Origin of the sequence: Streptomyces panaciradicis (assembly GCF_023516615.1) — a bacterium.
Taxonomy (GTDB): Bacteria; Actinomycetota; Actinomycetes; order Streptomycetales; family Streptomycetaceae; genus Streptomyces; species Streptomyces panaciradicis.
In genome coordinates, this window is record NZ_JAMGBF010000160.1 from 1 (window position 1) to 23,269 (window position 23,269).

General features: G+C 70.8%; 19 protein-coding genes and 3 pseudogenes. 11 read left to right on the top strand and 11 right to left on the bottom strand.

Annotation, left to right across the window (positions count from 1 at the left end):
- Both M8J74_RS37000 and M8J74_RS37005 read left to right on the top strand, forming a co-directional pair.
- A pseudogene (locus tag M8J74_RS37000) lies at nucleotides 1-122 on the top strand (ketol-acid reductoisomerase); the annotation flags it as partial.
- Between the two features lie 423 nt (nucleotides 123-545).
- Nucleotides 546-980, top strand: coding sequence for a VOC family protein (locus M8J74_RS37005; protein ID WP_249840655.1), 435 nt, complete (start codon nucleotides 546-548; stop codon nucleotides 978-980).
- Nucleotides 981-1,371: 391 nt separating this feature from the next.
- Here M8J74_RS37005 and M8J74_RS37010 read toward each other — a convergent pair whose 3' ends face one another.
- Entirely contained in the window at nucleotides 1,372-1,629 is a 258-nt protein-coding gene (locus M8J74_RS37010) for a hypothetical protein (protein WP_249840627.1), read from the bottom strand.
- 313 nt (nucleotides 1,630-1,942) lie between these two features.
- Between M8J74_RS37010 and M8J74_RS37015 the strand changes: the two genes are divergently transcribed.
- On the top strand, nucleotides 1,943-3,178 hold the full coding sequence (locus M8J74_RS37015; RefSeq protein ID WP_249840628.1) for a PP2C family protein-serine/threonine phosphatase: 1,236 nt from the start codon (nucleotides 1,943-1,945) through the stop codon (nucleotides 3,176-3,178).
- Nucleotides 3,179-3,292: 114 nt separating this feature from the next.
- On the opposite strand, the gene M8J74_RS37020 is transcribed toward M8J74_RS37015, so the two are convergent.
- On the bottom strand, nucleotides 3,293-4,825 hold the full coding sequence (locus tag M8J74_RS37020) for an MFS transporter (protein WP_249840629.1): 1,533 nt from the start codon (nucleotides 4,823-4,825) through the stop codon (nucleotides 3,293-3,295).
- Between the two features lie 489 nt (nucleotides 4,826-5,314).
- Between M8J74_RS37020 and M8J74_RS37025 the strand changes: the two genes are divergently transcribed.
- Nucleotides 5,315-8,095 (top strand): helix-turn-helix transcriptional regulator, encoded by a 2,781-nt coding sequence (locus M8J74_RS37025; RefSeq protein WP_249840630.1) that lies wholly within the window; start codon nucleotides 5,315-5,317, stop codon nucleotides 8,093-8,095.
- Between the two features lie 131 nt (nucleotides 8,096-8,226).
- The gene (locus M8J74_RS37030) at nucleotides 8,227-8,391 is read left to right on the top strand and encodes a hypothetical protein (protein ID WP_249840631.1); all 165 of its coding nucleotides are present in this window, start codon (nucleotides 8,227-8,229) and stop codon (nucleotides 8,389-8,391) included.
- 100 nt (nucleotides 8,392-8,491) lie between these two features.
- On the opposite strand, the gene M8J74_RS37035 is transcribed toward M8J74_RS37030, so the two are convergent.
- A complete protein-coding gene (locus tag M8J74_RS37035; protein WP_249840632.1) occupies nucleotides 8,492-9,247 on the bottom strand; it encodes a GNAT family N-acetyltransferase in 756 nt (251 codons plus the stop codon).
- A 274-nt stretch (nucleotides 9,248-9,521) separates the two neighbouring features.
- The gene (locus tag M8J74_RS37040) at nucleotides 9,522-11,729 is read right to left on the bottom strand and encodes an FtsX-like permease family protein (RefSeq protein ID WP_249840633.1); all 2,208 of its coding nucleotides are present in this window, start codon (nucleotides 11,727-11,729) and stop codon (nucleotides 9,522-9,524) included.
- Between the two features lie 439 nt (nucleotides 11,730-12,168).
- Here M8J74_RS37040 and M8J74_RS37045 point away from each other — a divergent pair, with 439 nt between their 5' ends.
- Entirely contained in the window at nucleotides 12,169-13,527 is a 1,359-nt protein-coding gene (locus M8J74_RS37045) for an NAD(P)/FAD-dependent oxidoreductase (RefSeq protein ID WP_249840634.1), read from the top strand.
- On the opposite strand, the gene M8J74_RS37050 is transcribed toward M8J74_RS37045, so the two are convergent.
- The 4 genes from M8J74_RS37050 to M8J74_RS37065 all read right to left on the bottom strand — a co-directional run bounded on the left by M8J74_RS37050 (nucleotide 13,517) and on the right by M8J74_RS37065 (nucleotide 16,417).
- Nucleotides 13,517-14,059, bottom strand: a complete 543-nt coding sequence (locus M8J74_RS37050) for a hypothetical protein (protein WP_249840635.1) — start codon at nucleotides 14,057-14,059, stop codon at nucleotides 13,517-13,519. The genes M8J74_RS37045 and M8J74_RS37050 overlap by 11 nt on opposite strands.
- A gap of 164 nt (nucleotides 14,060-14,223) precedes the next feature.
- Nucleotides 14,224-14,466 carry a hypothetical protein gene (locus M8J74_RS37055; RefSeq protein ID WP_249840636.1) on the bottom strand — a complete coding sequence of 81 codons (243 nt, stop codon included), beginning with the start codon at nucleotides 14,464-14,466 and terminating at the stop codon, nucleotides 14,224-14,226.
- Nucleotides 14,467-14,669: 203 nt separating this feature from the next.
- A complete protein-coding gene (locus M8J74_RS37060) occupies nucleotides 14,670-15,104 on the bottom strand; it encodes a cupin domain-containing protein (RefSeq protein ID WP_249840637.1) in 435 nt (144 codons plus the stop codon).
- Between the two features lie 548 nt (nucleotides 15,105-15,652).
- On the bottom strand, nucleotides 15,653-16,417 hold the full coding sequence (locus M8J74_RS37065) for a class I SAM-dependent methyltransferase (protein ID WP_249840638.1): 765 nt from the start codon (nucleotides 16,415-16,417) through the stop codon (nucleotides 15,653-15,655).
- Between the two features lie 182 nt (nucleotides 16,418-16,599).
- On the opposite strand from M8J74_RS37065, the gene M8J74_RS37070 reads away from it, so the two are divergent.
- The 3 genes from M8J74_RS37070 to M8J74_RS37080 all read left to right on the top strand — a co-directional run bounded on the left by M8J74_RS37070 (nucleotide 16,600) and on the right by M8J74_RS37080 (nucleotide 20,231).
- The gene (locus M8J74_RS37070; protein ID WP_249840639.1) at nucleotides 16,600-17,538 is read left to right on the top strand and encodes a 2-hydroxyacid dehydrogenase; all 939 of its coding nucleotides are present in this window, start codon (nucleotides 16,600-16,602) and stop codon (nucleotides 17,536-17,538) included.
- Nucleotides 17,539-17,643: 105 nt separating this feature from the next.
- Entirely contained in the window at nucleotides 17,644-19,275 is a 1,632-nt protein-coding gene (gene qcrB, locus M8J74_RS37075) for a cytochrome bc1 complex cytochrome b subunit (RefSeq protein ID WP_249840656.1), read from the top strand.
- Between the two features lie 113 nt (nucleotides 19,276-19,388).
- Nucleotides 19,389-20,231: an alpha/beta fold hydrolase gene (locus M8J74_RS37080; RefSeq protein WP_249840640.1), complete on the top strand. Its 843-nt coding sequence runs from the start codon at nucleotides 19,389-19,391 to the stop codon at nucleotides 20,229-20,231.
- Nucleotides 20,232-20,852: 621 nt separating this feature from the next.
- Here the strand turns inward: M8J74_RS37080 and M8J74_RS37085 are convergent.
- The 3 genes and pseudogenes from M8J74_RS37085 to M8J74_RS37095 form a co-directional block, all read right to left on the bottom strand.
- Nucleotides 20,853-21,050, bottom strand: a pseudogene (locus tag M8J74_RS37085) (lysine--tRNA ligase); the annotation flags it as partial.
- A 48-nt stretch (nucleotides 21,051-21,098) separates the two neighbouring features.
- Nucleotides 21,099-21,368, bottom strand: coding sequence for a 2-oxo acid dehydrogenase subunit E2 (locus M8J74_RS37090; protein WP_249840641.1), 270 nt, complete (start codon nucleotides 21,366-21,368; stop codon nucleotides 21,099-21,101).
- 148 nt (nucleotides 21,369-21,516) lie between these two features.
- Nucleotides 21,517-21,987 (bottom strand): carboxymuconolactone decarboxylase family protein, encoded by a 471-nt coding sequence (locus M8J74_RS37095; protein WP_249840642.1) that lies wholly within the window; start codon nucleotides 21,985-21,987, stop codon nucleotides 21,517-21,519.
- A 215-nt stretch (nucleotides 21,988-22,202) separates the two neighbouring features.
- On the opposite strand from M8J74_RS37095, the pseudogene M8J74_RS37100 reads away from it, so the two are divergent.
- Both M8J74_RS37100 and M8J74_RS37105 read left to right on the top strand, forming a co-directional pair.
- Nucleotides 22,203-22,476, top strand: a pseudogene (locus M8J74_RS37100) (alpha/beta hydrolase fold domain-containing protein); the annotation flags it as partial.
- Nucleotides 22,477-22,597: 121 nt separating this feature from the next.
- Nucleotides 22,598-22,939, top strand: a complete 342-nt coding sequence (locus tag M8J74_RS37105; RefSeq protein ID WP_249840643.1) for a hypothetical protein — start codon at nucleotides 22,598-22,600, stop codon at nucleotides 22,937-22,939.
- The last annotated feature ends 330 nt before the right edge of the window (nucleotides 22,940-23,269 follow it).

A 23,269-nucleotide genomic window follows, 5' to 3' on the forward strand; every position in this document is an offset into this window, starting at 1 on the left:
ACCACGGCGGTCTGAAGAAGTACGCCGAGTACAAGCGGCACGACTCCGAACTGCTGTTGGAGACCACCGGCAAGGAGCTGCGCAAGCTGATGAGTTGGGTCAACGACGAGGAGCGCTCGTGATGGTGCGGGCCGGCACGGACGGGAACCGGTGACGGTCTCATGACGACACTGCATGTCACGCTGCTCGGCGGGCTTCGCGAGATAGCCGCCGTACCACTGCCCGCGGCGGAAGCCGCGCACGGCACGCGGCCGCTGCGCCGCTTCGCCCTGGAACTCCACGTGCCGCACGAACGGCAGCAGGCGCTGGAAGACGAACTGCGGGCCGCCGCCAGGCCGGACGGGACATACCTGCACGGCACCGACGCGATGTGGCGGGTGGTGGAAGGCTGGAGCGTCGTGGCCAACGGTCTGCGGGCCGGGATCCACCGGTACCGGGTGGAGATCGAGGAGGTGGAGGAGGCCGCGCGGGCTGACCCCCGCGCCGTGGGCGAGGACGCGTCAGCCGATGCGGTCAAGCTGCCCGCCGGCGAGAGCGCCGACGTCATGCAGCTCAAGCTGGCCGTTCTGGTACTGCCCGTCTCGGACGTCGACCGGGCGAAGTCGTTCTACGAAGCCGTCGGGTTCCGACTGGATGCCGACCATGCCATCGACTCCTCCTACCGCGTGGTACACATGACGCCCCCGGGATCGGCGTGCTCGATCCTGTTCGGGACCGGCGTCACCACGGCCGTCCCGGGCTCGGTGCGGGGCCTGCACCTCGTCGTCTCCGACATCGAGCGGGCCTGTCGGGAACTCGACGCGAGGGGCGTGGTGACCGGCGGAATCTTCCATGACACGAGCGGTGTGTTCCACCGCAGCACCGATGAGAAGCGGGTCGCAGGACTCGACCCGCAGCGTCGTGACTATCACTCCTACGCCGAGTTCAGCGACCCGGACGGCAACGTATGGGTGCTTCAGGAGGTGCCGGCGCGGGGCTGAGAGGCTCGTGCGGTGTTCAACCGCGCGGGAGGGCGTCCTCCGGGGATCCGGAGCGACGCTCACCTCCGCCGTGTGTCGGCGCGGTGCCGCGCAGGGTCTGGAGGGACTCGGCGATCGACGCGATACGTGAGTTCACGACGTGCACGGCTTCACGGAGCTGACGCATCCGCCCTTCGAGGGCGGTTGCCTCGGCCGTGAGGGACGCCGCGACGGTGGCGGGGTCCGCCTGAAGATCAACGCCTTGGGACATCATCCCGGTCCTCCTCGGATTGTGTCGGACACCAATCCCTGTACTGACCGGGCAGGGGGGCGCGCTTGTGACAGCCGGAGGCGTCGTACCCGCAGTGGGGCGGGCGGCCCGGGGCGGGGCCGCGGCTGACACTTCCTGGGTTCAGCAGGCTTCCAGAGCGAAGTCGCCCAGGATGTGCTGTCGTATGCGCTGCACCTCGGCGCGATCGGGTTCCACGGGCACCTGGCCGCGGGCGTCCCGCTCGGAGGCGCTGTTGGCCCGGCGCACCGCCGCGCACAGGGCTTCGGCGCTGTCCGGCGCCTCGCCGACGACGTAGTACAGCCAGACGATCCGGGAGCCGTCCGACCGGCACGGCAGCCCGACCAACCAGGTGCGGGAGTCTTTGGATGTGCTGAACATGAGGTCTCGTCTCCGTTCTCTGCCGGCGCCGATGGCGGCAAAAGTGGGTGGGGCTCCGCAAGGAGTTCCGCCCTTGCTTCATTGACTGGACAGCGCCCCGGTTCGTGACAGCGATTCGGCCTGTTGCAGCCGTCCCCCTCAACTGCCCTGGCGCGGAACGTGGATGGAGATCTTGGTGTCACAGATACGTGTGTGGCGGTGTCTCATGAGCGAACAGATCGGGCCAGGCAGGAGAAAAAGGGTGCGCGTTCCGCGTGCCGCCGACACTCGTGCGTGGAGCCGCCATCGCCTCTCGCCGCACGAAAGACCACATATGAGCATCCCTATTCCGCTGCCGGACGTTCCGGCCGTCGATCGTCGTGGAGGACATCGGGCTCGCGAGGCCCGTCCCCGTGGGGACTTCACCTTCTGCCGCGACCTCCGCGTGGTTGTGCTGTCCCAGGACGAACAGGACGCGGTCCACGTCCGGCGGCTGCTTCCGGACCGGCTGGTCGATGCGCTGATCTGGCACACGAACGTCGACGTAGGATGGCGCACGTCCGGCACCCACGCCCCACTGTGCGTTCTGGTGGGCAGCACACCGGCCGGACGGACCTTGGCCGACGTCGTCACCCGGGTACGCCGCCATGCCCCCGACGCAGCCGTGCTCGTTCTCGAGGGTACGTATGCGCCCCACGCCTTCCGCTCTGTCGCCGGCTCGGTGCAAGGGCGCGCCGATCACCGCCGCAGCGCTCCCCACGAGTTCCGCCGGAAGATCTGGGTGGCGCTGCAACGTGCCGTCGCCGGGCGCACCGCGGCGGGCGAGGAGATCGCGCGGGACAACGCCCTGCTGGAACGGGGCCTGTTGCCCGATCCGACGCTGCAGGCAGACGGCTTCACGACCGCCTTCCACTACGCGCCGGGGCGCGCGCACACTTTGCTGGGCGGTGACTTCTGCGATGTGGTGCGTGGTGACGACGGCAGCGCCCACGTGGTCATGGGCGATGTGTCCGGGCACGGTGCCACCGCGGCCGCCCTCGGTGTCCACCTGCGCCTGGCATGGCGCACTGCGGTGCTGTGTGGGCAGAGCCAGCTGGAACAACTCCATCTGCTCGAACGCATCCTGACCGAGGAGCGAGCGGAGGAGGACACCTACGCGACCGTGGTGTCCTTGGTCCTGTCGCCCCGACGGCGCACCGTGCGGACGGTCACCGCCGGCCATCCGGGCTTTCTGCACCGGCACGGGAATGAGGTCCGTTGGGTGGAGCCGCCGCCAGGTCTCCCGCTGGGACTCTTCCCCGGGCAAGGGGACTGGGGTGAGAGCGAGATGGCGATGTCGGACGGGGACGGCATCGTGCTGTTCACCGACGGACTCTATGAAGGTCGTACGGCCGGCGGACGGCTCGGGGAGGAGGGCTTGCTGAGGCTGGCCGGTCGGCTCGCGCATCTGGAGGCGCAGACGTTCGTCGACGCTCTGGTCCGCGGTGTGTCTCTGCTGGCCGCTCCGTTCGGTGGGCTGCGGGACGATGTGGCGGTGCTTCATCTGTCCAGCGACGGAGAGGGAGTTTGATGGTCGGTGGACCCGCGGGGCGGGCCCGGCCTACGGGCGAAGCCGGTTCCCCCTGGGGAAGGGGCGGGAACCGGCGGGTAGATACGCCGCGGCCGGGGGCTCTCGGCGCTCGACCTAGTCGAGAGCCCGGTGATGGGCGAAGCGCGACACCAGCGGCGGCTCCATCAGCCAGCCGTGCGCCCGGCCGTGCCGTGCGACGGAGGTGTCGGCGGTCTCGCGCAGCAGGGCGAAGGCCATCGTCGCGCCGATGGCCAGCAGGCCCGCGCACAGGGGCATGGCCCGGTTGAACGCCGTGTCGAAGGAGTCGGGGGAGCGGTATGCGTCCGGGCTCATGCCGACCAGCAGCGGCAGTGCGGCAACCGAGACCAGCCCGGCCGCGCGTGCGGCCGCGTTGTTGATCCCGCTGGCCAGGCCCGCGTCGGCGGCCTCGACCGAGGCCAGCAGCGTCACGCTCAGCGGAGCGACCATGATGACCATGCCCGTCCCCATCACGAGCAGGGCGGGCAGAACGTCGGCGAAGTAGGAGGCGTGCGTGCCCACCCGCGCCGTCATCAGCATGCCCACTCCGCACACCACAGGGCCGACGGTGAGCGGGATGCGCGGCCCCAGGCGCTGGGCGAGCGTCCCGGAGCGGGCGGAGAACAGCAGCATCAGCACCGTGCTCGGCAACATGGCGGCGCCCGCCGCCAGTGCCGAGTAGCCGGCGACGATCTGTAGTTGCAGGGCGGTCAGGAAGAAGAACCCGCCCAGCCCGGCGTAGACGCACAGGGTGATCAGGTTGATGGCCGTGAACGGCCGCGACGAGAAGATCGACAGGGGCATCATCGGGTCGCTGCTGCGCCGCTCCACCATCAGGAACGCGGCACCGGCCGCGATGCCGCCCGCGGCCGCGCCCAGGGCGACTGGCCCGCCGGAACGTGCTTCTGTCAGCGCGTAGGTGGCCAGAGCGAGCGTCAGCGCGCCCAGCGCCGCACCGGCGAGGTCGAAGCCCCGCCGGGACGGGGTGTGGGTACCTGCCGGGACGGTGGGCTGCCGAGGCCTGCCGACGGACTCCGGGACGTGGCGCAGTGCCAGGGGCACGCACAGCAACGCCGGGGGGATCGTCAGCAGGAAGGTCCAGCGCCAGCCGGGGCCGTCGACGAGCCATCCGCCGAGAAACGGCCCGAGTGCCGCCCCGATGCCGCCGAACCCGGACCACAGGCCGATGGCGCGCGGCCGGTCGTCCGGGTGGAAGGAGGCTTCGATGATCGCCAGTGAGCCGGGGGTGAGCAGCGCTCCGCCGACGCCCTGGAGCGCCCGGGCGGCGATGAGCGTGGTCGTGTCGGGAGCCAGTCCGCACAGCAAGGACGCCGCAGCGAACCAGACGATCCCCAGGACGAAGATCCGGCGTCGGCCGAAACGGTCGCCCAGGGAACCGCCCAGCAGGATGAGTCCCGCCAGGGTCACCATGTAGGCGTTCACGGTCCACTGGAGTGCGGCGAGGTCGGCGTCGAAGTCGTCGCCGATGTGCGGCAGCGCGACGTTGGTGACGGTCGAGCCGAGCAGCACCACGCTGGAGCCGAGGACGGTGGCCAGAAGGGTCCATCGGCCACGGGCGCTGGCGATGCGCAGGAGGGCCGGGTCACTCGGGGCTGGGGAGGGGCACATGTCGTCTCCTTGGGACGGTGGGCCAGGAGGCGGCCGGTACGTTCGTGCCGGGCAGAGGGTGCGGCAGGTCGGCCTTCTCGTCACCGGCAGCGATGGCTCGTACCCCCCTGACCAGGCGACCCCGGCATCTGTGACAGGGCGGCGCACGAAGGTTCGCGCCGGTGTCGATCGGCCCTGACACGGCCGGTCCGGCATCGTCGGACGCGTCGCGTCAAGGGCAACGGGACGTCGAGGACGCCCCGGCCGGCGCAGCGTGGGCCGAGCGGACCGCGCCACGCGCGGCCGCACAGCGAACGGAGAGGATCATTGGTTGGGATCGACCGGACAAGCCCCCGATTTGTGACAACCTCAGCGTGTTTCCGGGCGTGGAAGTAGTCACACCGTCTGTCCGCGCGGCGGGGGAGGGGCCACGGGTATCGTGACAAGGATTCTTCCGAACACCGCTGTGGGAGCTCTGTTCCCCCGGATCCCGCCGAGGAGCCGAGTCGCATGATCGCCAGCCCGCTTCCCGCTCTGGTCGGCAGGCAGCGTGAGTGCACGGCGCTCGACAACCTGCTGGCCGGCCTTCGGGACGGCGGTTCTCGTGTCCTGGTCGTCCGGGGTGAGGCGGGCATCGGCAAGTCGGTGCTGCTGGAGTACGTGGCTGCGCAGGCGTCCCGGGTGAAGGTGGCCTGGGCACGTGGTGTCGAGGCCGACATGGAGTTGCCCTACGCGAGCCTGCACCAGGTGTGCGCGCCGTTCCTGGACGGTGTCGAGGAACTGCCGCAACCCCAGCGTGACGCGCTACGCGTGGCGTTCGGGACGGCCGTCGGCGATCCGCCCGACCGCTTCCTGGTCGGCCTCGCCGTGCTGACCCTGCTCACCCGCGCCTCGGAGACCCGGCCGGTGCTGGTACTGGTCGACGACGCCCAGTGGCTGGACCAAGTGTCGTTGCAGACACTTGAGTTCGTGGCCCGACGACTGCTCGCGGAGCCGGTTGCCATGGCGTTCGCGGTCCGCGACCCCGAGGGGCAGTCCGCGCTCGCGGGCCTGCCGGCACTGCAACTCGGGGGCCTTGACGCCGCTGCGGCCGGGGAACTCCTCGAGGGCGCTGTGGGCGGACGGTTGGAGGAGCGGGTCAGGGACCGGTTCGTGGCCGAGACGCACGGCAACCCGCTGGCGCTACTGGAATTCTCCCGCGGCCGCAGCGCGGCCGAACTGGCCTACGGCGTCGACGCGTCGAGCGCCCCGATCGTCCAAGGGCCGGTGGCCAGCCGCGTCGAGCGTGATTTCGCCGGGCGGCTCGGTGCGCTGCCGGCCGCGACCCGCACCCTGCTGCTGATCGCCGCGGCGGAACCGGTCGGCGACGTACGCCTGTTGACCCGCGCGGCCGCTTCCCTCGGCATCACTCCGGACACCGCACCGGCCAAGGCAGCCGGCCTGATCGAGTTCGGTGAACCCGTACGGTTCCGGCACCCCCTGGTCCGTTCGGCGGTCTACCACGGAGCCGAGCCGGAGGAACGACGTGCGGTGCACCGGGCCTTGGCCGAGGCGACGGACCCCCTCCTGGATCCCGATCGGCGTGCCTGGCACGCCGCGCAGGCGGCCGATGGGCCGGACGAGGAGGTCGCCGCAGGACTGGAGCAAGCCGCAGACCGCGCCCGGCAGCGCGGTGGCATCGCGGCCGAGGCGGTTCTGCTGGAACGCGCGGTGGAGGTGACGCCCGACCCCTGGCCGCGTGGGCGCCGGGCCCTTGCGGCGGCCGAGGCGCACTTCTCGGCCGCCGCGCCCGAACGAGCCACGGAACTGGCCGCGGTGGCCGACCTGTATCCCCTCAGCGTCCTGGACCGGGCCCGCCTGGCCCGTCTGCGGGCCAGAATCCTCTTCGCCCGCAGCCGCAGCGACGAGGCGGCACCACTGCTCCTGAACGCGGCCGCACAGTTCACGGCGGCCGGATCTCCCCTGGCGCGGGAGACGTACCTGGAGGCGATCAGCGCGACCATCTTCGCCGGCCGGGTCCATGGACCGACCGGTGCCCGCGCCGCGGCGATCGCGGCCCGCGCGTCCGGGGCGCCCTCATCGGGCTCCAAGGCCGCGGACGCTCTCCTGGACGGTGTGGCGGCCCTGCTCGCGGATGGCTCCGAGACGGCCGTCCCAGCCCTGCGCGAGGCACTCGACCTGCTCGAACACGAAGAACTTCGCACGCGGGAGGCGACCGTGCGGTGGCTGCTGCTGGCACCGGTCGCGCTCGAGTCGTTCATCCACTGGGCCTGGGACCTGCACGCCTGGGACACACTCGCGACTCGCGCGGTGCGACTGGCTCGGGACATCGGAGCACTCGGCACCCTGCCGCCGGCTCTGATCTACGCGGGCGGGGTGCACATCCACTACGGCGACTTCGCCGAGGCCGACCGGATGATCGACGAGGCCGACGCGATCGCCGCCGCGACCGGCCACGCCCCACACAAATACGCCGCGCTCGTCCTGGCCGCTTGGCGGGGGGAGGCGGATGTCGCCGCAGGCATCATCGAAGAGGCAAGAGAGCGCGCCGTGCAGCGGGGCGAGGTGTCCCTGCTCGGTGCCATGGGCTACATCCAGGGCGTGCTCTTCAACGGACTGGCCCGCTACGAAGAAGCGATCGATGCCGCTCGCACCGGTATCGAGCACGACGGGTTCAACTTCACCGGTCTGTCGCTGGTCGAACATGTGGAGGCCGCGACGCGCTGCGGTGAACTCGACCAGGCCCGTGCCTCGTTGGCCCGCCTCACCGAACTCACCCGCGCCGCCGACTCCGGATGGGCGCGGGGTGCGAGCGCACGCAGTGAGGCGCTGCTGGCCGACGGTGAGGCAGCTGACCGCCTGTACCGCACGGCGATCGAGGAATTCGGCCGCGGCGGGGTTGTCGTGGAGGTGGCACGCACCCACCTGCTGTACGGCGAGTGGCTGCGTCGCGCACAGCGCCGCGCGCAGGCCCGCGAGCATCTCCGCACAGCACATGACATGTTCGACGCGATGCCGGCTCACGCGTTCGCCGAACGGGCCCGACGTGAGCTGATCGCCACCGGCGAGCAGGTGACCGCGCGGGAGACCACACCGGCCAACGCTCTCACCCCGCAGGAGTCGCAGGTCGCAGCCCTCGCCGCCGACGGCATGACGAACGCGCGGATCGGGGCGGAGCTGTTCATCAGTCCCCATACTGTGGAATGGCACCTGCGGAAGGTCTACGTGAAGCTCGGCATCAGCTCCCGCCGAGCCCTGCCGGAAGTCCTCGACAGCGCACGCGCACGGTGAGTTGGAACCGACAGACATCACGAATCCGCGGGGACCACGCACCTATGGGGGACGGCATACCCCCACCGCACAGACCGTGACGGTCGTGACAGCGCGCCTTCCGGCCGCCGGCGCGTACCAGCGGCTCTGGGGTGAAGCTCAGCGTCTCGTTGAGGGTGAAGCTGCTGGACTCGTGGCACATGGTGCCGCAGGCAGGTTGGTGGTGCCCGAAGGCGTGGGCGAAGAACCGCAGGACGAAGGCGCCGCTCGATCCCCGGCCGGACGACTTCGGCGGGGAGGCCGGCGCGACGAGCTAGCCAACCCGACCGACCCTCCCGGCAGGCGAAGTCCGGGTGCCGGATCGGCGAGTGGGTCGGAGGGACGGCGCGAACTCCGCGTCCCGGGCCGGGATACGGCTCAGGTGGGGAAGGCGAACAGCCGGTACTCGGACGTCGTCGTGAAGCCGAAACGTCGGTACAAGGGTTCGCCCGCAGGGCCGGCCACCAGCGCGGCGCAGCGCATCCCGCGCTCTCGTCCCACCCGGAGCGCGGTGGCCGTCAGGGCCGCACCGACGCCCTGTCGGCGATGTGCTTCGGTCACGTGGACGAGGAAGATCCCGGCCACCCCGTGGGTGGTGATCACCACGGTCGTCCCGACCACTCTGCCGTCCAGCACGGCGGCCAGCCGGATGATGTCGTCGTTGTCCTCGCGCCGCGACTCGATGCGCACCATCTCGGCCTCCAGGTAGGGCTCGACACCCATCGACGCCCGGTACGTCCGGACCCACTCGGCCAGCCGTTCGCGGTCCCGGACCGACTCCATCAGCAAACCGGTGGGAGCGGTGTGCGGGACTGTGCCCGGGGAGGCGGGTTCGTCGAGTGGGAGCACCATCACGGGGAGGGTCGTGAGCTCTCGCCCACCGTGGCACTGCAGGACGTCGGCGGTGTCCTCGGGGCTGTCGGGGCCGACCCACCACCACCAGGGAACGTTCGCGAACTCCTTGCGGACGGCCGCCACGTCCGCCCCGCCCGCGGACATTGACCGTACACGCACGACGCCGTTGAACTGCGGGGTGGCAAGCCCGCTGCGGAACTGGTCGACAGTGTTGCCCGAACGGTTCTGTGCGCCCCATCCCATGAGGTACTGACGGAAGTTGGCGAACACCGATGCCATGGCGCCGAGTTCCCGCGAAGGCTCGGTGCTTCGTGTCGCGTTGTTCGGCGTGCTGATCGAGCTTGCCGGATCCATCATTGCCGCTGTCTTCCTCATCTCGTGGTTCTGCGCATCGCGCTGTGCGCTGCGGTTGCGCCGGCGTTCTGTGATCACGACTCTCCTCCGGAGCGAGGATCGTCGCCGTCGTCCAGAGGCCGCCCTGCGGCTCGCACAGTGGCGCTCTCCAAGACACCCTCCGTCCGGTCGCCTTGCACGGGCGTGGCCCGGGGGCGATTCACTCGTGACGTAGTCCCTGCGGTTGCGTCGAACGCCACAATGTCGGCAGGGTCAACAGGGTGACACCGAGGGAGACGGCCGCCCCGATGCCGGCTATCGTCAGCAGCATTCTCCAGTTGTGCGGTACAGGCTTTCCCACAAGATCGAGCAGCGTGCTGCCGAGGGCCGTCCCGATCGACTCCGCCACGAGCAGACCAAGTCCGACGGGAAGTACGGACTGCAACAGGACGGATATGGCGAGCGTACGGCGGGGCGTGCCGAAGGCGACGAGTACCGACAGCACTCGTCCGCGCTCGCGGACCTGCTCGAGCGCATCGAGCAGCATGCTCACTGCGATCAGTACCAGCACGGCGGTTACCCCGGCCAGCAGAGCACGCCGGATTCCGTCGAGGGCAGGGTTGCCCTGGGACTTTCCAGGAAAGTCGACGCTGAACGCCGGGTCCAGCCGTGCTGCTGCGGTGCGGATGTGATCCTGCACGTCTTTGAACCCGGTCGCATAGGTGAGGCCGACCGTACTGACGGCGTGTGCGATGGCGGTGGGCCCGGCCGCCCCGGGAGTGGCCAGCAGGGTCCGTTCAGAGGAACCCGCTGCCGGATAGGCGCGGGTCGCACGGGCGGTGGTGGTGATGTGCGGGACTGTCCAGCGGGGACCGTACATGCCCATGCGCAGTTTCATGCCGACTGCCCACGTGGTCATGTCGTGCTTGGCGTCTGTGCCCGAAGGAGCGGTGAGAAAGGCGTCCCCGTCGGAACAGGAAGGCAACTGTGCCAGCAGGCGCAGATGAGCGCAGTCGGCGATGAGGACGGTCTGAGGGAACCCACCGTTCACGGGGCTCACCGACAGCTCCTCGAACTCGACAGCCTGTTGGACGCCAGGGGACGCGGCGAGCACCGCGGCGTACTGCGCCCCTCGCGTCCCATGGTCATCGAGGCGGGCGATGGCGACGCGTGTGGAGGCGGAGGGGTTGCGTGCCGCTGGGGCGGTGCCGTCCACCGGGTTGTGGGAGAGTCCGGTGACAAGGGTCTGGAGCGCCACGGCCCCTGCCACGGCAACCGCGATCCCGTTGACCGACCGGGTGGCGGCCTCGCCGTTCAACTGCAGGCCACGCAAGGCTAGTTGCCAAGGCAGTGGGCCGAATCCGCTGAACCGTCGGGTGAGGCGTTCCACGACCCAGGGCAGCACCGCGGTGACTCCGACGAGCAGCGAGAGCATGCCGATGAGTACCAGGACGACACCGGATGTGCCGTGCAGGTCCGCAGGGCTGCGCACGGAGATGCGCAGCAAGATCAGTCCGAGCAGGGGAAGTGCGATGCGCCACCACAGGCGTCGCGAGGCGCTGCCGGACGTCCGGACGACTCCAAGGGGTTCTACGGCCACGTTGTGCATCGACAGTTGTGTGATGCCGAGGGCGAGTGTGAGTACGGCGACGACCACGAGCGCCGCCAGCAGGGGATGTGGTGTGAGGTCTTGGGTGAAGACACCGAGCCCTTGTATCTCCACCGCTTCTGCGAACTGACGTCCCGTCATAAACAGGACCGCACCCAGGGCGATACCTGCCACCGTGCTGAGGCCGACCTCGCCTGCTGCGATGGTGGCGGTCATCCCGCGGTCCGCGCCGACCAAGCGCAGGGCGGCCAGCCGCCGGTCCCGTCGCTCGCCACCGAACCGTACGGCCGCGGCGATGAAGGTGCCGACGGGGACGAGCAGCACGACAATTCCTGCGATGCAGAGGAGGATGAGTTCGGGGGGCAGCGGCTTCTTCGGGTAGGCCTTGCCGAAGTGGTCGAGCCGCCGCGTTTGCCCTGCGTCGGCCGCCATGTGGTTCGAGACCAGGTAGAAGACGTGCTCGCCCGGGTCCAGCAGACCCGCACCGCTGATCTCACCGGCGATGGGATGGGCGAGGCGCTCGCGCAGCAGTCCGTTTGCCCGTGTGGTCAGCAGTTTGTGCAGTGCGGGAGACACGACCATTTCTCCGGGGCGTGGGTAGCGGTGGACGCCGGGCGGCAGCGGTGCCGCGGGCCCCTCCGGCTGCACCATGCGCCCTCGGATCTTCTCGCCGCGAAACACGGTGTCGATGTCCCTGACAAGAACAGTGTGATCCGAGCGCGTGATGGCGCGGTCGCTGAGGTTGACATCGATGCGGTGGTGGATTCGCTGGTCCCGGTGGTCTCTGACGGTCGGAACCGACGCGGCGAACAGCAACATGGCCACACCCAGCCCCACTCCGACAGCTGTCAAAGACGTCCGGATTGCGCTGTTCCGCCCGCCCAGGAGCGCGAGTCGAGCGCCGAGGGCGAGCGCGCTGAGACCTCCGAGGCGCCGACGCGCAGGTGGTATCACGATGTTCCTCTCGTACGGGCTGGAGGCAGGGCGCCGTCTCGCGGCGCAGTGGCGAGCAGCGGCAGGACGTGAGCGTCACGTGCGATGCCAGGTCGACTATACGCTGTGCGTATAGTCGAGGACACGCTACCAATGGATCGCCATGCATCGTGTCACACTCTGACCGACGAGGTGGGCGACCCCCGTCCGACAACGTCTCATCGTCTCAGCAGTTCCACTGCTTCTCACGTGATCCGGCCCCTGTGTCACACCGAGTGCCGACGGCCGGTCTGGAGAGTGAGGAACGAGAGGAACAGAGGACACCGTGCGTGAGATCTTGATCGTGGGCGGCGGGTACGCGGGCTTCTACACCGCGTGGGGGCTGGAGAAGAGGCTGCGGCCGGGCGAGGCGCGCGTCACCGTCGTCGACCCCCGCCCGTACATGACGTACCAGCCCTTTCTGCCCGAGGTCGTGGCCGGTTCGGTGGAGGCCCGACACGCCGCGGTCTCGCTCCGCCGTCACCTGCACCACACGCGTCTGGTGGCGGGCTCGGTGACGGAGATCCGCCACAGCGCGCGTACGGTCACGGTCCGCCCGGAGTCCGGGCCGTCCCTCGACCTGCACTACGACGTGCTGGTGGTCACGGCGGGGGCGGTCACCCGGACCTTCCCGATCCCGGGGCTGAGCGATCAGGCGTACGGACTCAAGCACGTCGAGGAGGCGGTGGCGATCCGCGACCGCCTCCTCACCTCGTTCGACCGTGCGGCCGGTCTGCCGCGCGGGCCCGAACGCACCGCACTGCTCACCGCCACCGTCGTCGGTGGCGGATTCTCCGGAGTGGAGGGATTTGGTGAACTGCTGGCCCTGGCGACCGCGTTGCTCAAGCAGTATCCGGAGATCGGCGCGGACGAACCGACCTTCCACCTGGTCGAGGCACGGGACCGCATCCTGCCCGAGGTCACGGACCAGCCGGGCGCCTGGGTGGTGCGTTCACTGGAGAAGCGGGGGGCGCGGGTGCACCTGAACACCCAGCTGGTCTCCGCCGAGGACGGCCGGGTGCGGCTGTCGGACGGCACCGAGTACGACTCGGGCCTGCTGGTGTGGACGGCCGGCAACGCCGCCAACCCGATCGTGCACAACCACAGCGACCTGCCGGTCGACGAGCGGGGCCTGCTCACCGTACGGGCGGATCTGCGGGTCACCACGGACACCGAGGTGGTGCCCGACGTCTGGGCGGCGGGAGACGACGCCGCGGTGCCCGATCTCGCGGCCGGGAGGCCGGGCGCGCACACCGTGCCCAATGCCCAGCACGCCGTCCGTCAGGGCAAGCGGCTGGCGAAGAACATCGTGGCGTCGCTGCGCGGCCGTCCGGCCAAGGACTACGTGCACCGCAGTCTCGGGGTGGTGGCCACACTCGGGCTCGGCCGCGGCATCTTCCAGTACCGGGGCCTGGTCGTCAAAGGGTTCCCGGCCTGGCTGATGCACCGTGCCTACCACGTTCTGGCCATACCGAGCTGGGAACGCAAGACGCGTGTGTTCGCCGTGTGGGTCACGGCCCTCCTCTACGGCCGCGACATCGTGTCGCTGGCGTCGGTGCAGCACCCGCGGGAGGCATTCGTCTCCCGCGGCGAACTGCGCCGAGGAGACGAGCCGGCACAGCCCGGAGGCCGGCTCACGGCGTGACGGCGCGGTACAGTCCGCGGCCGGCCCGCTGGACGCGCGCGGCGCCGACGAGACGGTCGAGCGTGCTGCGGACGGCGTTGATGCTGCCGCTGTCGGAGTCGCGTCCCAGCGCCGACGCGACGTCGCGGGCGCGGACCTCGGCGTCCCCGGCCTGCGCGAAGTACGCCAGGATCTGCTCCGTGAGCCTCCCGTACGTCGCGCCACCTTCGCCCGCCTCGTCACTCCGGCCTGCAGTGGCCGCGGGCTCTGCGGCGGCTTCGGCGGTTGCCGCGGCGCGCGCGGCCTCCGGCTTCGCCGGCGACGGCACCATCACGGGGGCAGGGTTCCGCGGTGCTGGGGCGGCCGCCGGGCCGGTGCCGGGCATGAGGGCCTGAAGGGCGTCGAGCGCCCGCTGCACGGAACCGAGATGGGCGGTGACCGCTGCCAATTCCCTCTCCAGCGCCTGTTTCTGGATCTCCAGCCGGGCCAAGTCCTCCTGGAGACTCTCGGCGGTGCTCTCGATGGCGCGAGCCGTCTGGGTCACGGAGCCCATGGGTTCCTCTCGTCCTCAACCCTGTGTCCTGGCGGGACCGCTCGATGCCCCGGCCCGCCACCCGGCGCGACACCGGGGGATGCTGGCGAACATCATAGGCAGCGGCCCCGTCGGCCGAGAACAGAGTGGGGGTTCCCACGCAGAACACACCGTTGATCGGGCCGTCAGGGACGGCGGTCCGGGGACGGAGCGAGCCCCGTGGCGCTTCCTTCGCCCGCCGGCGGAGCCTCGTGGTCGCCGACTGAGGGCAGCCGTCTGATCTTCTCGGACACCGAGTGAATCCGGGCGTCGACTTCGTCGATCGCCTCCCGGAGCACCCCGAGCCGTCCCTCCAGGACGGCGGCCTTCGCGGCGAGCAAGACGGTGACGGCGGCGGCGTCGGTGCGACGGTCGGAGTCTCGTGTCATCCCCGTGTCCCTCCTCGACGCGCGTCGGAAGTCCGGTGGACGGGCTCCGGGGGACCGGCGGTCGCCCGGGCGCGGTTGATGAATGTCCCTGTCATGCTCCTCCTTCGTCGCCGCGGGGCCCGGGAACGGACCGCCACGAGCCGCCGGTACCGCATTGACCACGTACCGGCGGGAGCTGTGACAGCTGCCGTGCTACCGCCGCGTCACGGCAGTTCGCAGCCCGGGGACGGCGCGTCCTGGGAGAAGGGGGCGCCGTGCGGCAGGACGTAGAGGACCTCCAGTACGACGTCCGTGGTTCCCCGGTTCTCGCCGATGTGCACATGGTCCGCGCCCGACGGCTCCTTCAGGAAGCTGCCCTTCTTGTACACGCCGTCGGAGGCGCAGGAGGCGTCGAAGTGGCTCAGCGTGCCCTGCTTGACGAAGGCGTACAGGGTGCCGTCGTGGTAGTGCCACCCGGTCGCCTGGCCGGGCGGGATCGTGATCTCGCGGAGGACGTAGTCGGTGTCGTCGACGGTCCGCTGGGCCAGGACCCGGCCGCTGACGCCGGGGCCGCCGGGGGTGGCCTGGGCGGCCGTCGCGGCGAGCGGGAGCCCTGTGAGGCAGGCTCCGACGACCGCGGCGCGTGCTGAAGTACGCATGATGATTCCCTTCGGAACGTGAGGGTGAACAGGGGCCCGGGGCAAGCGGCCCACAAAGGAGGCCCGTTTCACACGTCACACTGTATTGCCATTGAGTGGGTCGGGGTGCCGAGGTTCGGTCCGACACTGTGTTTCGTTGTGGAGACGTCAGCGTCTCTCCGCTTTCCGGTGCGGTGGGGGTGGCGGTGCCTCGCGGCAGCAGGCCGTCAGGGAGACCGCGGGATCGGCGAGGACGGCGTCGTCGTGCTCCGCGCCGGACTCGACGACGCCGCGGACCCTGTCGATGACGTCCCGAACAACCGCTCGTGCTCGTCGCCGATGACGAGGAAGGGGCCGTCGTGACCGTGCGCACGCAGTACCTCCGTGGCCCTGTCGGCGGTCGGGCAGCCCTCCGGGTGATCACGAGCGCCTTCATGTGCGGCACGTTGCATCCCGTTCCAGTCGGTGTGGCCCTCATGGCGAACTGTGTGGTGGGGTGGTGCGGTTGACCGGGCGACGGGCCCGGTCAGGGCAGTGCGGCAACCGAGCGGCTGTTGCGGTGCGGCGTCTCACCGGCGGCCGCGCCGCGTCACGGCCAGCAGCTCCGACTCCTCGTACCCCGGGAGTGGGGTGAACCCGTGCGCTGCCAGCTCCCCGGCCAGCCGTGCGCGCGTCGCGGGCCACATCCAGAACGTCTCGGTGTGTTTCCGCAGCACGTCCTCGGCGTCCCTGACCCAGTAGTCGGCGCGGGTCCGGATGCGATAGCCGGCGGCCGACATCGTCATGCGCCCGCCGTAGACGTGCTCACCGACCCGCTTGTCCGCAAGGCGGCGCACGACGGTGCGGGACGGGAGCCGGGCCGGCGGCAGCTGCACGAAAAGCGAGCCGCCGGGGGTGAGGGCCCTGCCGAGCGCGGGCCACAATTTCTCGCGTGCGCCGGGTGGCAGGCAGCCCACCATGTTGTGGCACACGGCCACGTCCGCGACCGCATTCAGCGCGGTCTCGTCCAGGGAGTGCGGGTGCACGGTGACCCGGTCCCGCTGCTCGGAGGGCAGGGCGGCGAGCCGGGTCAGCAGCGACGTGCGCATTGCCCGGGCCGGTTCGACGGCGTGTACGCCGGCCCAGGAGTCGGTAAGGGCCAGCAGCGTCACCCGCCCGGTGCCGGCCCCGACGTCCAGCACGCCGATGCGGGCGTCGGCGATCTGGCGTGCGTAGAGCCGGCGTACCCTGGCCTCGTCCGCGTCGGCCTGCAAGATGTCGTAGAACTCCGCGGTGACCGCGTAAGAGGCGGATTCCCGTCGGAGGCCCGACGGTCCGCTGAGGAGAGTGTGCATGCCCGACGTGACAACGTATGGGCAGAGTGTGTGACAGCGAGGACAGACGACCGCAGCGCGCACCGTTGTCACAGAAGCACACGGTGCGCAGTCAATGGTCCGGCTCCGTCCGCGACCTCTCGGGACGTTCCTGGGACCGGACCGGAGCCCCGGACAACGTTGTGAGAGCGGAGTACGTCGTCATGACCGCGCGATCCCCCCAGGTATGGCTGCCCGCACAGTTCGGCCGCCTCGCCGATCTGCCCCCGGGCCTCGACTACGCCCGCTGGGACGGCCGTTCGGCCTTTCCCACGGACCCGGAGGAGGTCGAGTTCTACGTGCCCCCGCTGACCAAGGACATAGACGTCATCGCCCGGCCGCTGGCCCGGATGGTCCGGCTGCGGGCGGTGCAGGCGCTGAGCGCCGGAACCGACGAACTGCGGGCGGCACTGGACCGGCTGCCCCATGAGGTGACCTTGTGCAACGCGAAGGCAGTGCCGGCTGCGGGCACGGCCGAGCTGGCCCTGACGCTGATCCTCGCCAGCCTGCGCGGCATACCGGAGTCGCTCCGTGCCCAGGACTGGGAGGACTGGGACCCGCGGACCTACTCCACTCTGCACGAACGGTCCGTGCTCATCGTCGGTCACGGCGCCGTCGGCTCCGCCCTGGAGAAGCTCCTGACGCCCTTCGGGTGCGCCGTCACCCGTGTCGGGCGCGCGGACAGGGACACGCCCCAAGGGCCGGTGCGTTCCGTGTCGCTGCTGCCCCGGCTCGTCGCGGACGCCGACGTGATCGTGCTGTGCACTCCGCTGACCGCGGCGACCCGCGGGCTCTTCGATGCCGCACTGCTGTCCTGCGTCAGGGACGGCGCCCTGCTCGTCAACGTGTCCCGGGGCGCGGTCGTCGACACCGACGCCCTGCTGAAGGAGGTGCACGGCGGCCGACTGCGGGCCGCCCTCGACGTGACCGACCCCGAACCGCTCCCGCCGGGCCACCCGCTCTGGACCGCGCCCGGCGTCCTGGTCACCCCGCACGTCGGCGCCTTCACCCCCGACCTGTGGCCCCGTCTCGAAGCGCTCGTGCGACGACAGCTGGCCCGGTTCGCCGCGGGCGGCGCACTGGAGAACGTCGTCACACCCTGACACCAGGCCACCCGGTGTCACATCTTCACGTCCTCACCGGTCCTGACTGGTACAGCAACTGATGAATGCATCCGAACAGTGTGCCGTGTGACGAATGGTGAAGAGATGGGCAACGACAGCCGACCGGCCGGACCGGAGCGAGGGCGCGGCGGAGAGCGGCTCGCCACGTGGATGGCGAGCCGGACGGGCGTGCGCGGGGCGGCCCGTGCCGCCCGGCGCCTGGTCTTCCCGGACCACTGGTCGTTCCTGCTCGGCGAGATCGCCCTCTACAGTCTCGTGGTCCTGCTGATCACGGGCATCTACCTCAGCCTCTACTTCCACCCCTCCGCCGATCTCGTCGTCTACGACGGCGGATACGCGCCGCTGCGGGGGCAGTTGGTGTCCCGGGCCTTCGACTCGACGCTGCGCCTCTCCTTCGACGTCCGCGGCGGTCTGCTCGTCCGTCAGGCGCACCACTGGGCGGCACTGGTCTTCGTCGCCGCGGTCTTCGCGCACCTGCTGCGGGTCTTCTTCACGGGCGCGTTCCGCAAACCGCGTGAGCTGAACTGGGTGCTGGGGTTCCTGCTGCTCGTCCTGGCCATGTTCGCCGGCCTGACCGGCTACGACCTGCCCGACGACCTGCTGTCCGGAACCGGCCTGCAGGTGGTCAACGGCACGCTGCTGTCGATCCCGGTCGTCGGCACCTATCTGTCGTTCTTCCTCTTCGGCGGCGAGTTCCCCGGCGAGGACCTGATCGCCCGCTTCAACACCCTGCATACGCTGGTCATCCCCGCGCTGACGACCGCGGTGCTCGTCGGTTACGCGGTACTGGCCCTGCGCCACCGGCCCACCCAGTACCCCGGTCCCGGCCGGAGCGAGAACAATGTCGTCGGCCTCCCGCTCGCCGTCCGTGCCGTGAAGTCCGCCGGCTACTTCTGCCTCGTGTCCGGAGTGATCTTCCTCATGGCGGCCGTGGCCCAGATCAACCCCGTGTGGAACTACGGCCCCTTCCGCCCGGACCAGGTCTCCGCCGGATCCCAGCCGGACTGGTACATGGGCGTCGCGGACGGCCTGCTGCGCGTGATGCCCGGCTGGGAGATCGAGCTGTGGGGCCACACCTTGGCCCTGGACAACTTCCTGCCCCTGGTGGCCGGCCTGCTTCTCTTCCTCGCGATGGGCGCCTACCCGTTCCTGGAGGCCTGGGTCACGGACGACGACCGCGACCACCACCTCCTCGACCGCCCCCGCAACCGTCCCGTACGGACCGCCCTGGGCGTGGCGTGGCTCAGCGTCTACGCGGTGGCGCTCGTCGGCGCCGCCAACGACGTCATCGCCACCCGGCTGCACGTCTCCGTCAACTCCGTGACCTGGGCCGTGCGTCTCGGCCTGTTCGTCGCCCCGGTCCTGGCCTTCGTCATCACCAAGCGCCTCGCGCTCGCCCTCCAGCGGCGCGACCGCGACAAGGTGCTGCACGGCCGCGAGACCGGCGTCATCAAGCGCCTGCCGCACGGCGAGTACGTCGAGGTCCACGAGGTCCTCGACCCGGCCCGGCTGCACACCCTCACCGCCCACGAGCAGTACCGGCCGCTGGAGCCCACACCCGACCCGGCCCCGGACGGACCCGCGCCGACCCGGACCCGGACCGCCACCCGGCGCCTGCGCGTCGCGCTCAGCCGCGTCCTCTACGGCCCAGGCACCCAGATCACCAAACCCTCGCCGCCCGAGCACCCGGAACTCACCGCCCGGCGTCGACCCTGACCCCCCCCAGCCACCCTCCGCCCCCCGACCGGCTCCCGCCCGTCTCTCATCCGCGCCCCGCCCGGGAGACGGGCGGGGCACCCACCACCCATCCCGTCAGAAAGGCCATTGACATGGACCGAACCGTCCGCACCAGCCAGGCCCGTACCGCAGTCACCGCCCTCGCCGCCGCGAGCGTCTTCGCCGGGCTGTTCGCCACCACGACCGGGTCGGCTGCCGCCGACAAGGGCCCCGCCACCGAGGCGCCCAAGCCCACCGTCGTCCTCGTCCACGGCGCGTTCGCCGACTCCACGAGTTGGAACGACGTCATCCGCAGACTGCGCCACGACCACTATCCGGTGGTCGCCGTCGCCAACCCGCTGCGCTCTCTGAGCGGCGACTCCGCTTACCTCAGGGACGTCCTGGCCGGCATCGACGGGCCCATCGTCCTGGCCGGGCACTCCTACGGCGGCTCGGTGATCAGCAACGCCGCCACCGGCAATGAGAACGTCAAGGCGCTGGTCTACCTCGCTGCCTTCCTCCCGGACAAGGGGGAGAGCGCGGCCGACCTGGCGGGCAAGTTCCCGGGCAGTACCCTCGGCGACGCCCTGCGCCCGGTGCCGACCACGAACGCCGACGGCTCCCCGGTCAACGACCTTTACATCCAGAACGCCCTGTTCCGCCACCAGTTCGCCGCGGACGTGCCCCGCGCCACGACGGACCTGATGGCCGTCACCCAGCGGCCGATCACCGACGCCGCCCTGGCCGGAGCCGCGGCCGAACCCGCCTGGAAGACCATCCCCTCATGGGTCCTGGTCGCCACACAGGACCTCAACATCCCGCCCGCGGCTCAGGAGTTCATGGCCGAACGGGCCCACGCCCACACGTACAAGGTGCGGTCCTCGCATGCGGTGAGCGTCTCGAAGCCCGGGAAGGTCACCGAGGTCATCGAGGACGCCGCTCACACGGTGCGCTGACACCCGACGCGCAACGAGCCGTGCGGACGGGACGCTCTCGCCCGCCGCACGGCTCGTCACGCCGTCGCCGGCCCCGGACGTGCAGGGACGAACTCATGCGCTGCGAACCGCGGATCACTCCCATCGGTCCCGCCGAGATCGCCCGCACCGTGGCGCTGCACCGCCGCTGCTCACCGCAGACCTGCGCTCCTGGTCGAGGACGCCTGGCGGGACTGTGGACTGGGCACCCGCCTGCTGCGGGGTCTGGCATGGCACGTCTTCAGCGGTGGCTGGGACACCCTCTACGGTCTCTTCCTGGCGGGCGATGGACGAGTCGACCCGATCCTGCGCCACGCGGACGTCCCCGTGTACCGCACGCGGGAGGGCGAGTCCGTCACCGCATGGGCCCCGACCCGCGACCTCGCCGAGCTCGAAGCGGCAACGGCACCATGACCCGCACGCGCCCGGCCCGCGTCGCCATGCCTCCGGGGAAGAGCTCCGCGGGCCCGCCGCGTGCGGGCTCCGTCTCTGCGCCACCGTGTCGGCGTTCAGGTAGCCCTCGAGGCCTCCAGGATCGCCATGACCGACGTCAGGTAGCGGGCCGCGTCCACCCCGTCCACCAGCCGGTGGCCGTACGACAGCGTGCTCGGCCCAGGCGGCCTCGTCGACCCCGGCGATGCCCTTGGGCACCTTGCGGTAGCGGTCGTAGTCGTCCCAGGAGATGAGGTGGCGCACCTGGTGGCCGCGGCGGCGGATCTCGTCGGCGACGAACGCCACGTGCACCAGGTCCCGGACGCCGGTGGCCTCGTCGCCGCCGTCGCGGACGACCGCGGGCCGCCCCACCGTCGCACCCACGACGAGTCATGCGCCCACAACGAGTATCGCGCCCTACTTCGGCGGCACGATGGCGGTGTCGAAGAGGGCGCCGCACGAACCCGTGTTGGAGATCGTGAACGTCACGCACGTCACGGCGTCGGGCGTGACGTGCCCGCCGCCGGTCCGCTCGGCCAGGTCGTGGACGGCCCGCGCGACAGCGCGACGTCGGTGACGGTGGAGCCGAGCATCAGCACGCTCGACCGAGCACCGTGGCGAACAGGTTCCACGGACCGCGGGCGCCGGCGATCCGGAGGGACGGGACGGGGACGGGGGCCGCGCCATCCGTGGCGGGGGAGTGCGTCACGTCGGGTCTTGGCGTCGCCGTCCGGCGGGGTGGAGCAGGCACCGGGCGGCGGGGTCCGTCGCCCGACCGGTGGCCGCGGTGGCCGGGCGACGGACCCGCGTGTCCGGCCGGGCCGGAGCGGGCAGGTCAGCCGAACATGCCCGGCTTGTAGCCGCCGGCCGGCTGCCGGTTGATGACGTTGATGCGGTTGTAGGCGTTGATGACCGCGATCAACGAGATCAGCGCCGCGAGCTGGTCCTCGTCATAGTGCTTCGCGGCGTCCGCCCAGGCCTCGTCCGAGACACCGGCCGAGCCGTCCGCGATGCGCGTGCCCTGCTCCGTCAGTGCCAGGGCGGCGCGCTCGGCCTCGGTGAAGACCGTCGCCTCGCGCCACACCGCCACCAGGTTCAGCCGCTGCTGCTCCTCGCCCGCGGCGGTGGCGTCCTTGGCGTGCATGTCGGTGCAGAAGCCGCAGCCGTTGATCTGGCTGGCCCGGATCTTCACCAGTTCCTGGGTGGCGACCGGCAGTGCCGAGTGCACCGCCGCCCCGGCCGAGTTCAGGTGCTTCATCACCTTGCCGGCGAGCGCGTTGCCAAAGTAGTCGATGCGAGCTTCCACGGAGGATCTCCTCAGGTGCTGAACGGTTACGGTCCCCCTGACCGGGCACCTGCCGGTTCTGTGACACCACGAGTCCCGGACCCGTCCGTGGCCTCATGGGACACCGTGTGAGATGCCGGACATCACGATCGGACGGCCCGGCGCGTCACACATGGCCCCCCGGCCCGGTCTGTGGGGAGGGACGGGCTTCCCGACCCCACCGCCCGTGAAGCGTGGACGTTACCTTCCTGCACCAGTCGCTGCACTACCCCGTCACCGACGCGTCCCAGGACACCGAGAGATCGCCGCGCCTTCGCCCGCGGGCCGCACCTGACTGCGAAGGCCATGGAGTGGTTCTGAAATGCCTACGCAACCGACCCGGCCGAACGCGCCCAGGTCACCGCCTCCCCGTTGCGCGCGAGCGGCGTTGGCGCCGTCGACGAGAACGATGTACCGCGCGACGAGGGAAAGGCCCACGCGCGCAAACTGATCCAGGCTGGTGTGCCCACGAGGCGGTACGGGCCACCGGCTGAACTGCCTGGGTATTGAGGCGCGGTGCCCGCGGCACCGTGCCGTCCTCGCGGGCCCGGCTCCGCCGTGGACGCCGGGCCGCCTATTTCGGGAGCGCATCATGAGCACGGATGAGCAGGCCGCTCAAGGGCTGGCCGACCTGGAGGCATACCTGTACCAGGAGGCCCATCTCAGCGCCGCCCGGCTGCGTGTGGCCGCCTTCCTCGCGCAGTCGGACGGGCTGAGCCACCGGCAGAAGAGGGACATCGAGGAGTGGTACCTCGACGAGCAGAGGTACGTCGCCAGGACCGTGACCCAGCACATCGCCGACACCATCACCCAGGCCGACTCGGCCCGCCATCGCAGCTTCCTCCGGTGGATGCGAGGGCTGCTCATCGCCGTGACCGCTTTGACCCTGCTGACCTTCGTGGGCACCGTACTCCTCCTGGGCACCCGTCCCTGACCTTCGCAGCGGCTCCCGGGAGAGCAGGGAGGAACGGCGATTTCGAGCCAGCCGCGGGCACCGGAACCCGGAGGCTCACGCGGGCCAATGACGCAACGTCAACCTGCGGCAACGGGCACAGGCAGGGGCGGACGGCGGGTTATGACCGGCCCCACGGACTCGACCACGGGGGTCCGCACGGGGGGCCCACGGAAACCCCACGTGTTCGGAGAGCGGCCCCCCGGGGGGAGTCCCAACGGGCCCACGGACTCCACCACGGGGAGGCAGGGGCGCGCGAGCGGGGGCCTCACGGCGAGGGTGGGGGCGCGCCCCGGACGGGCGCCCCTTCCA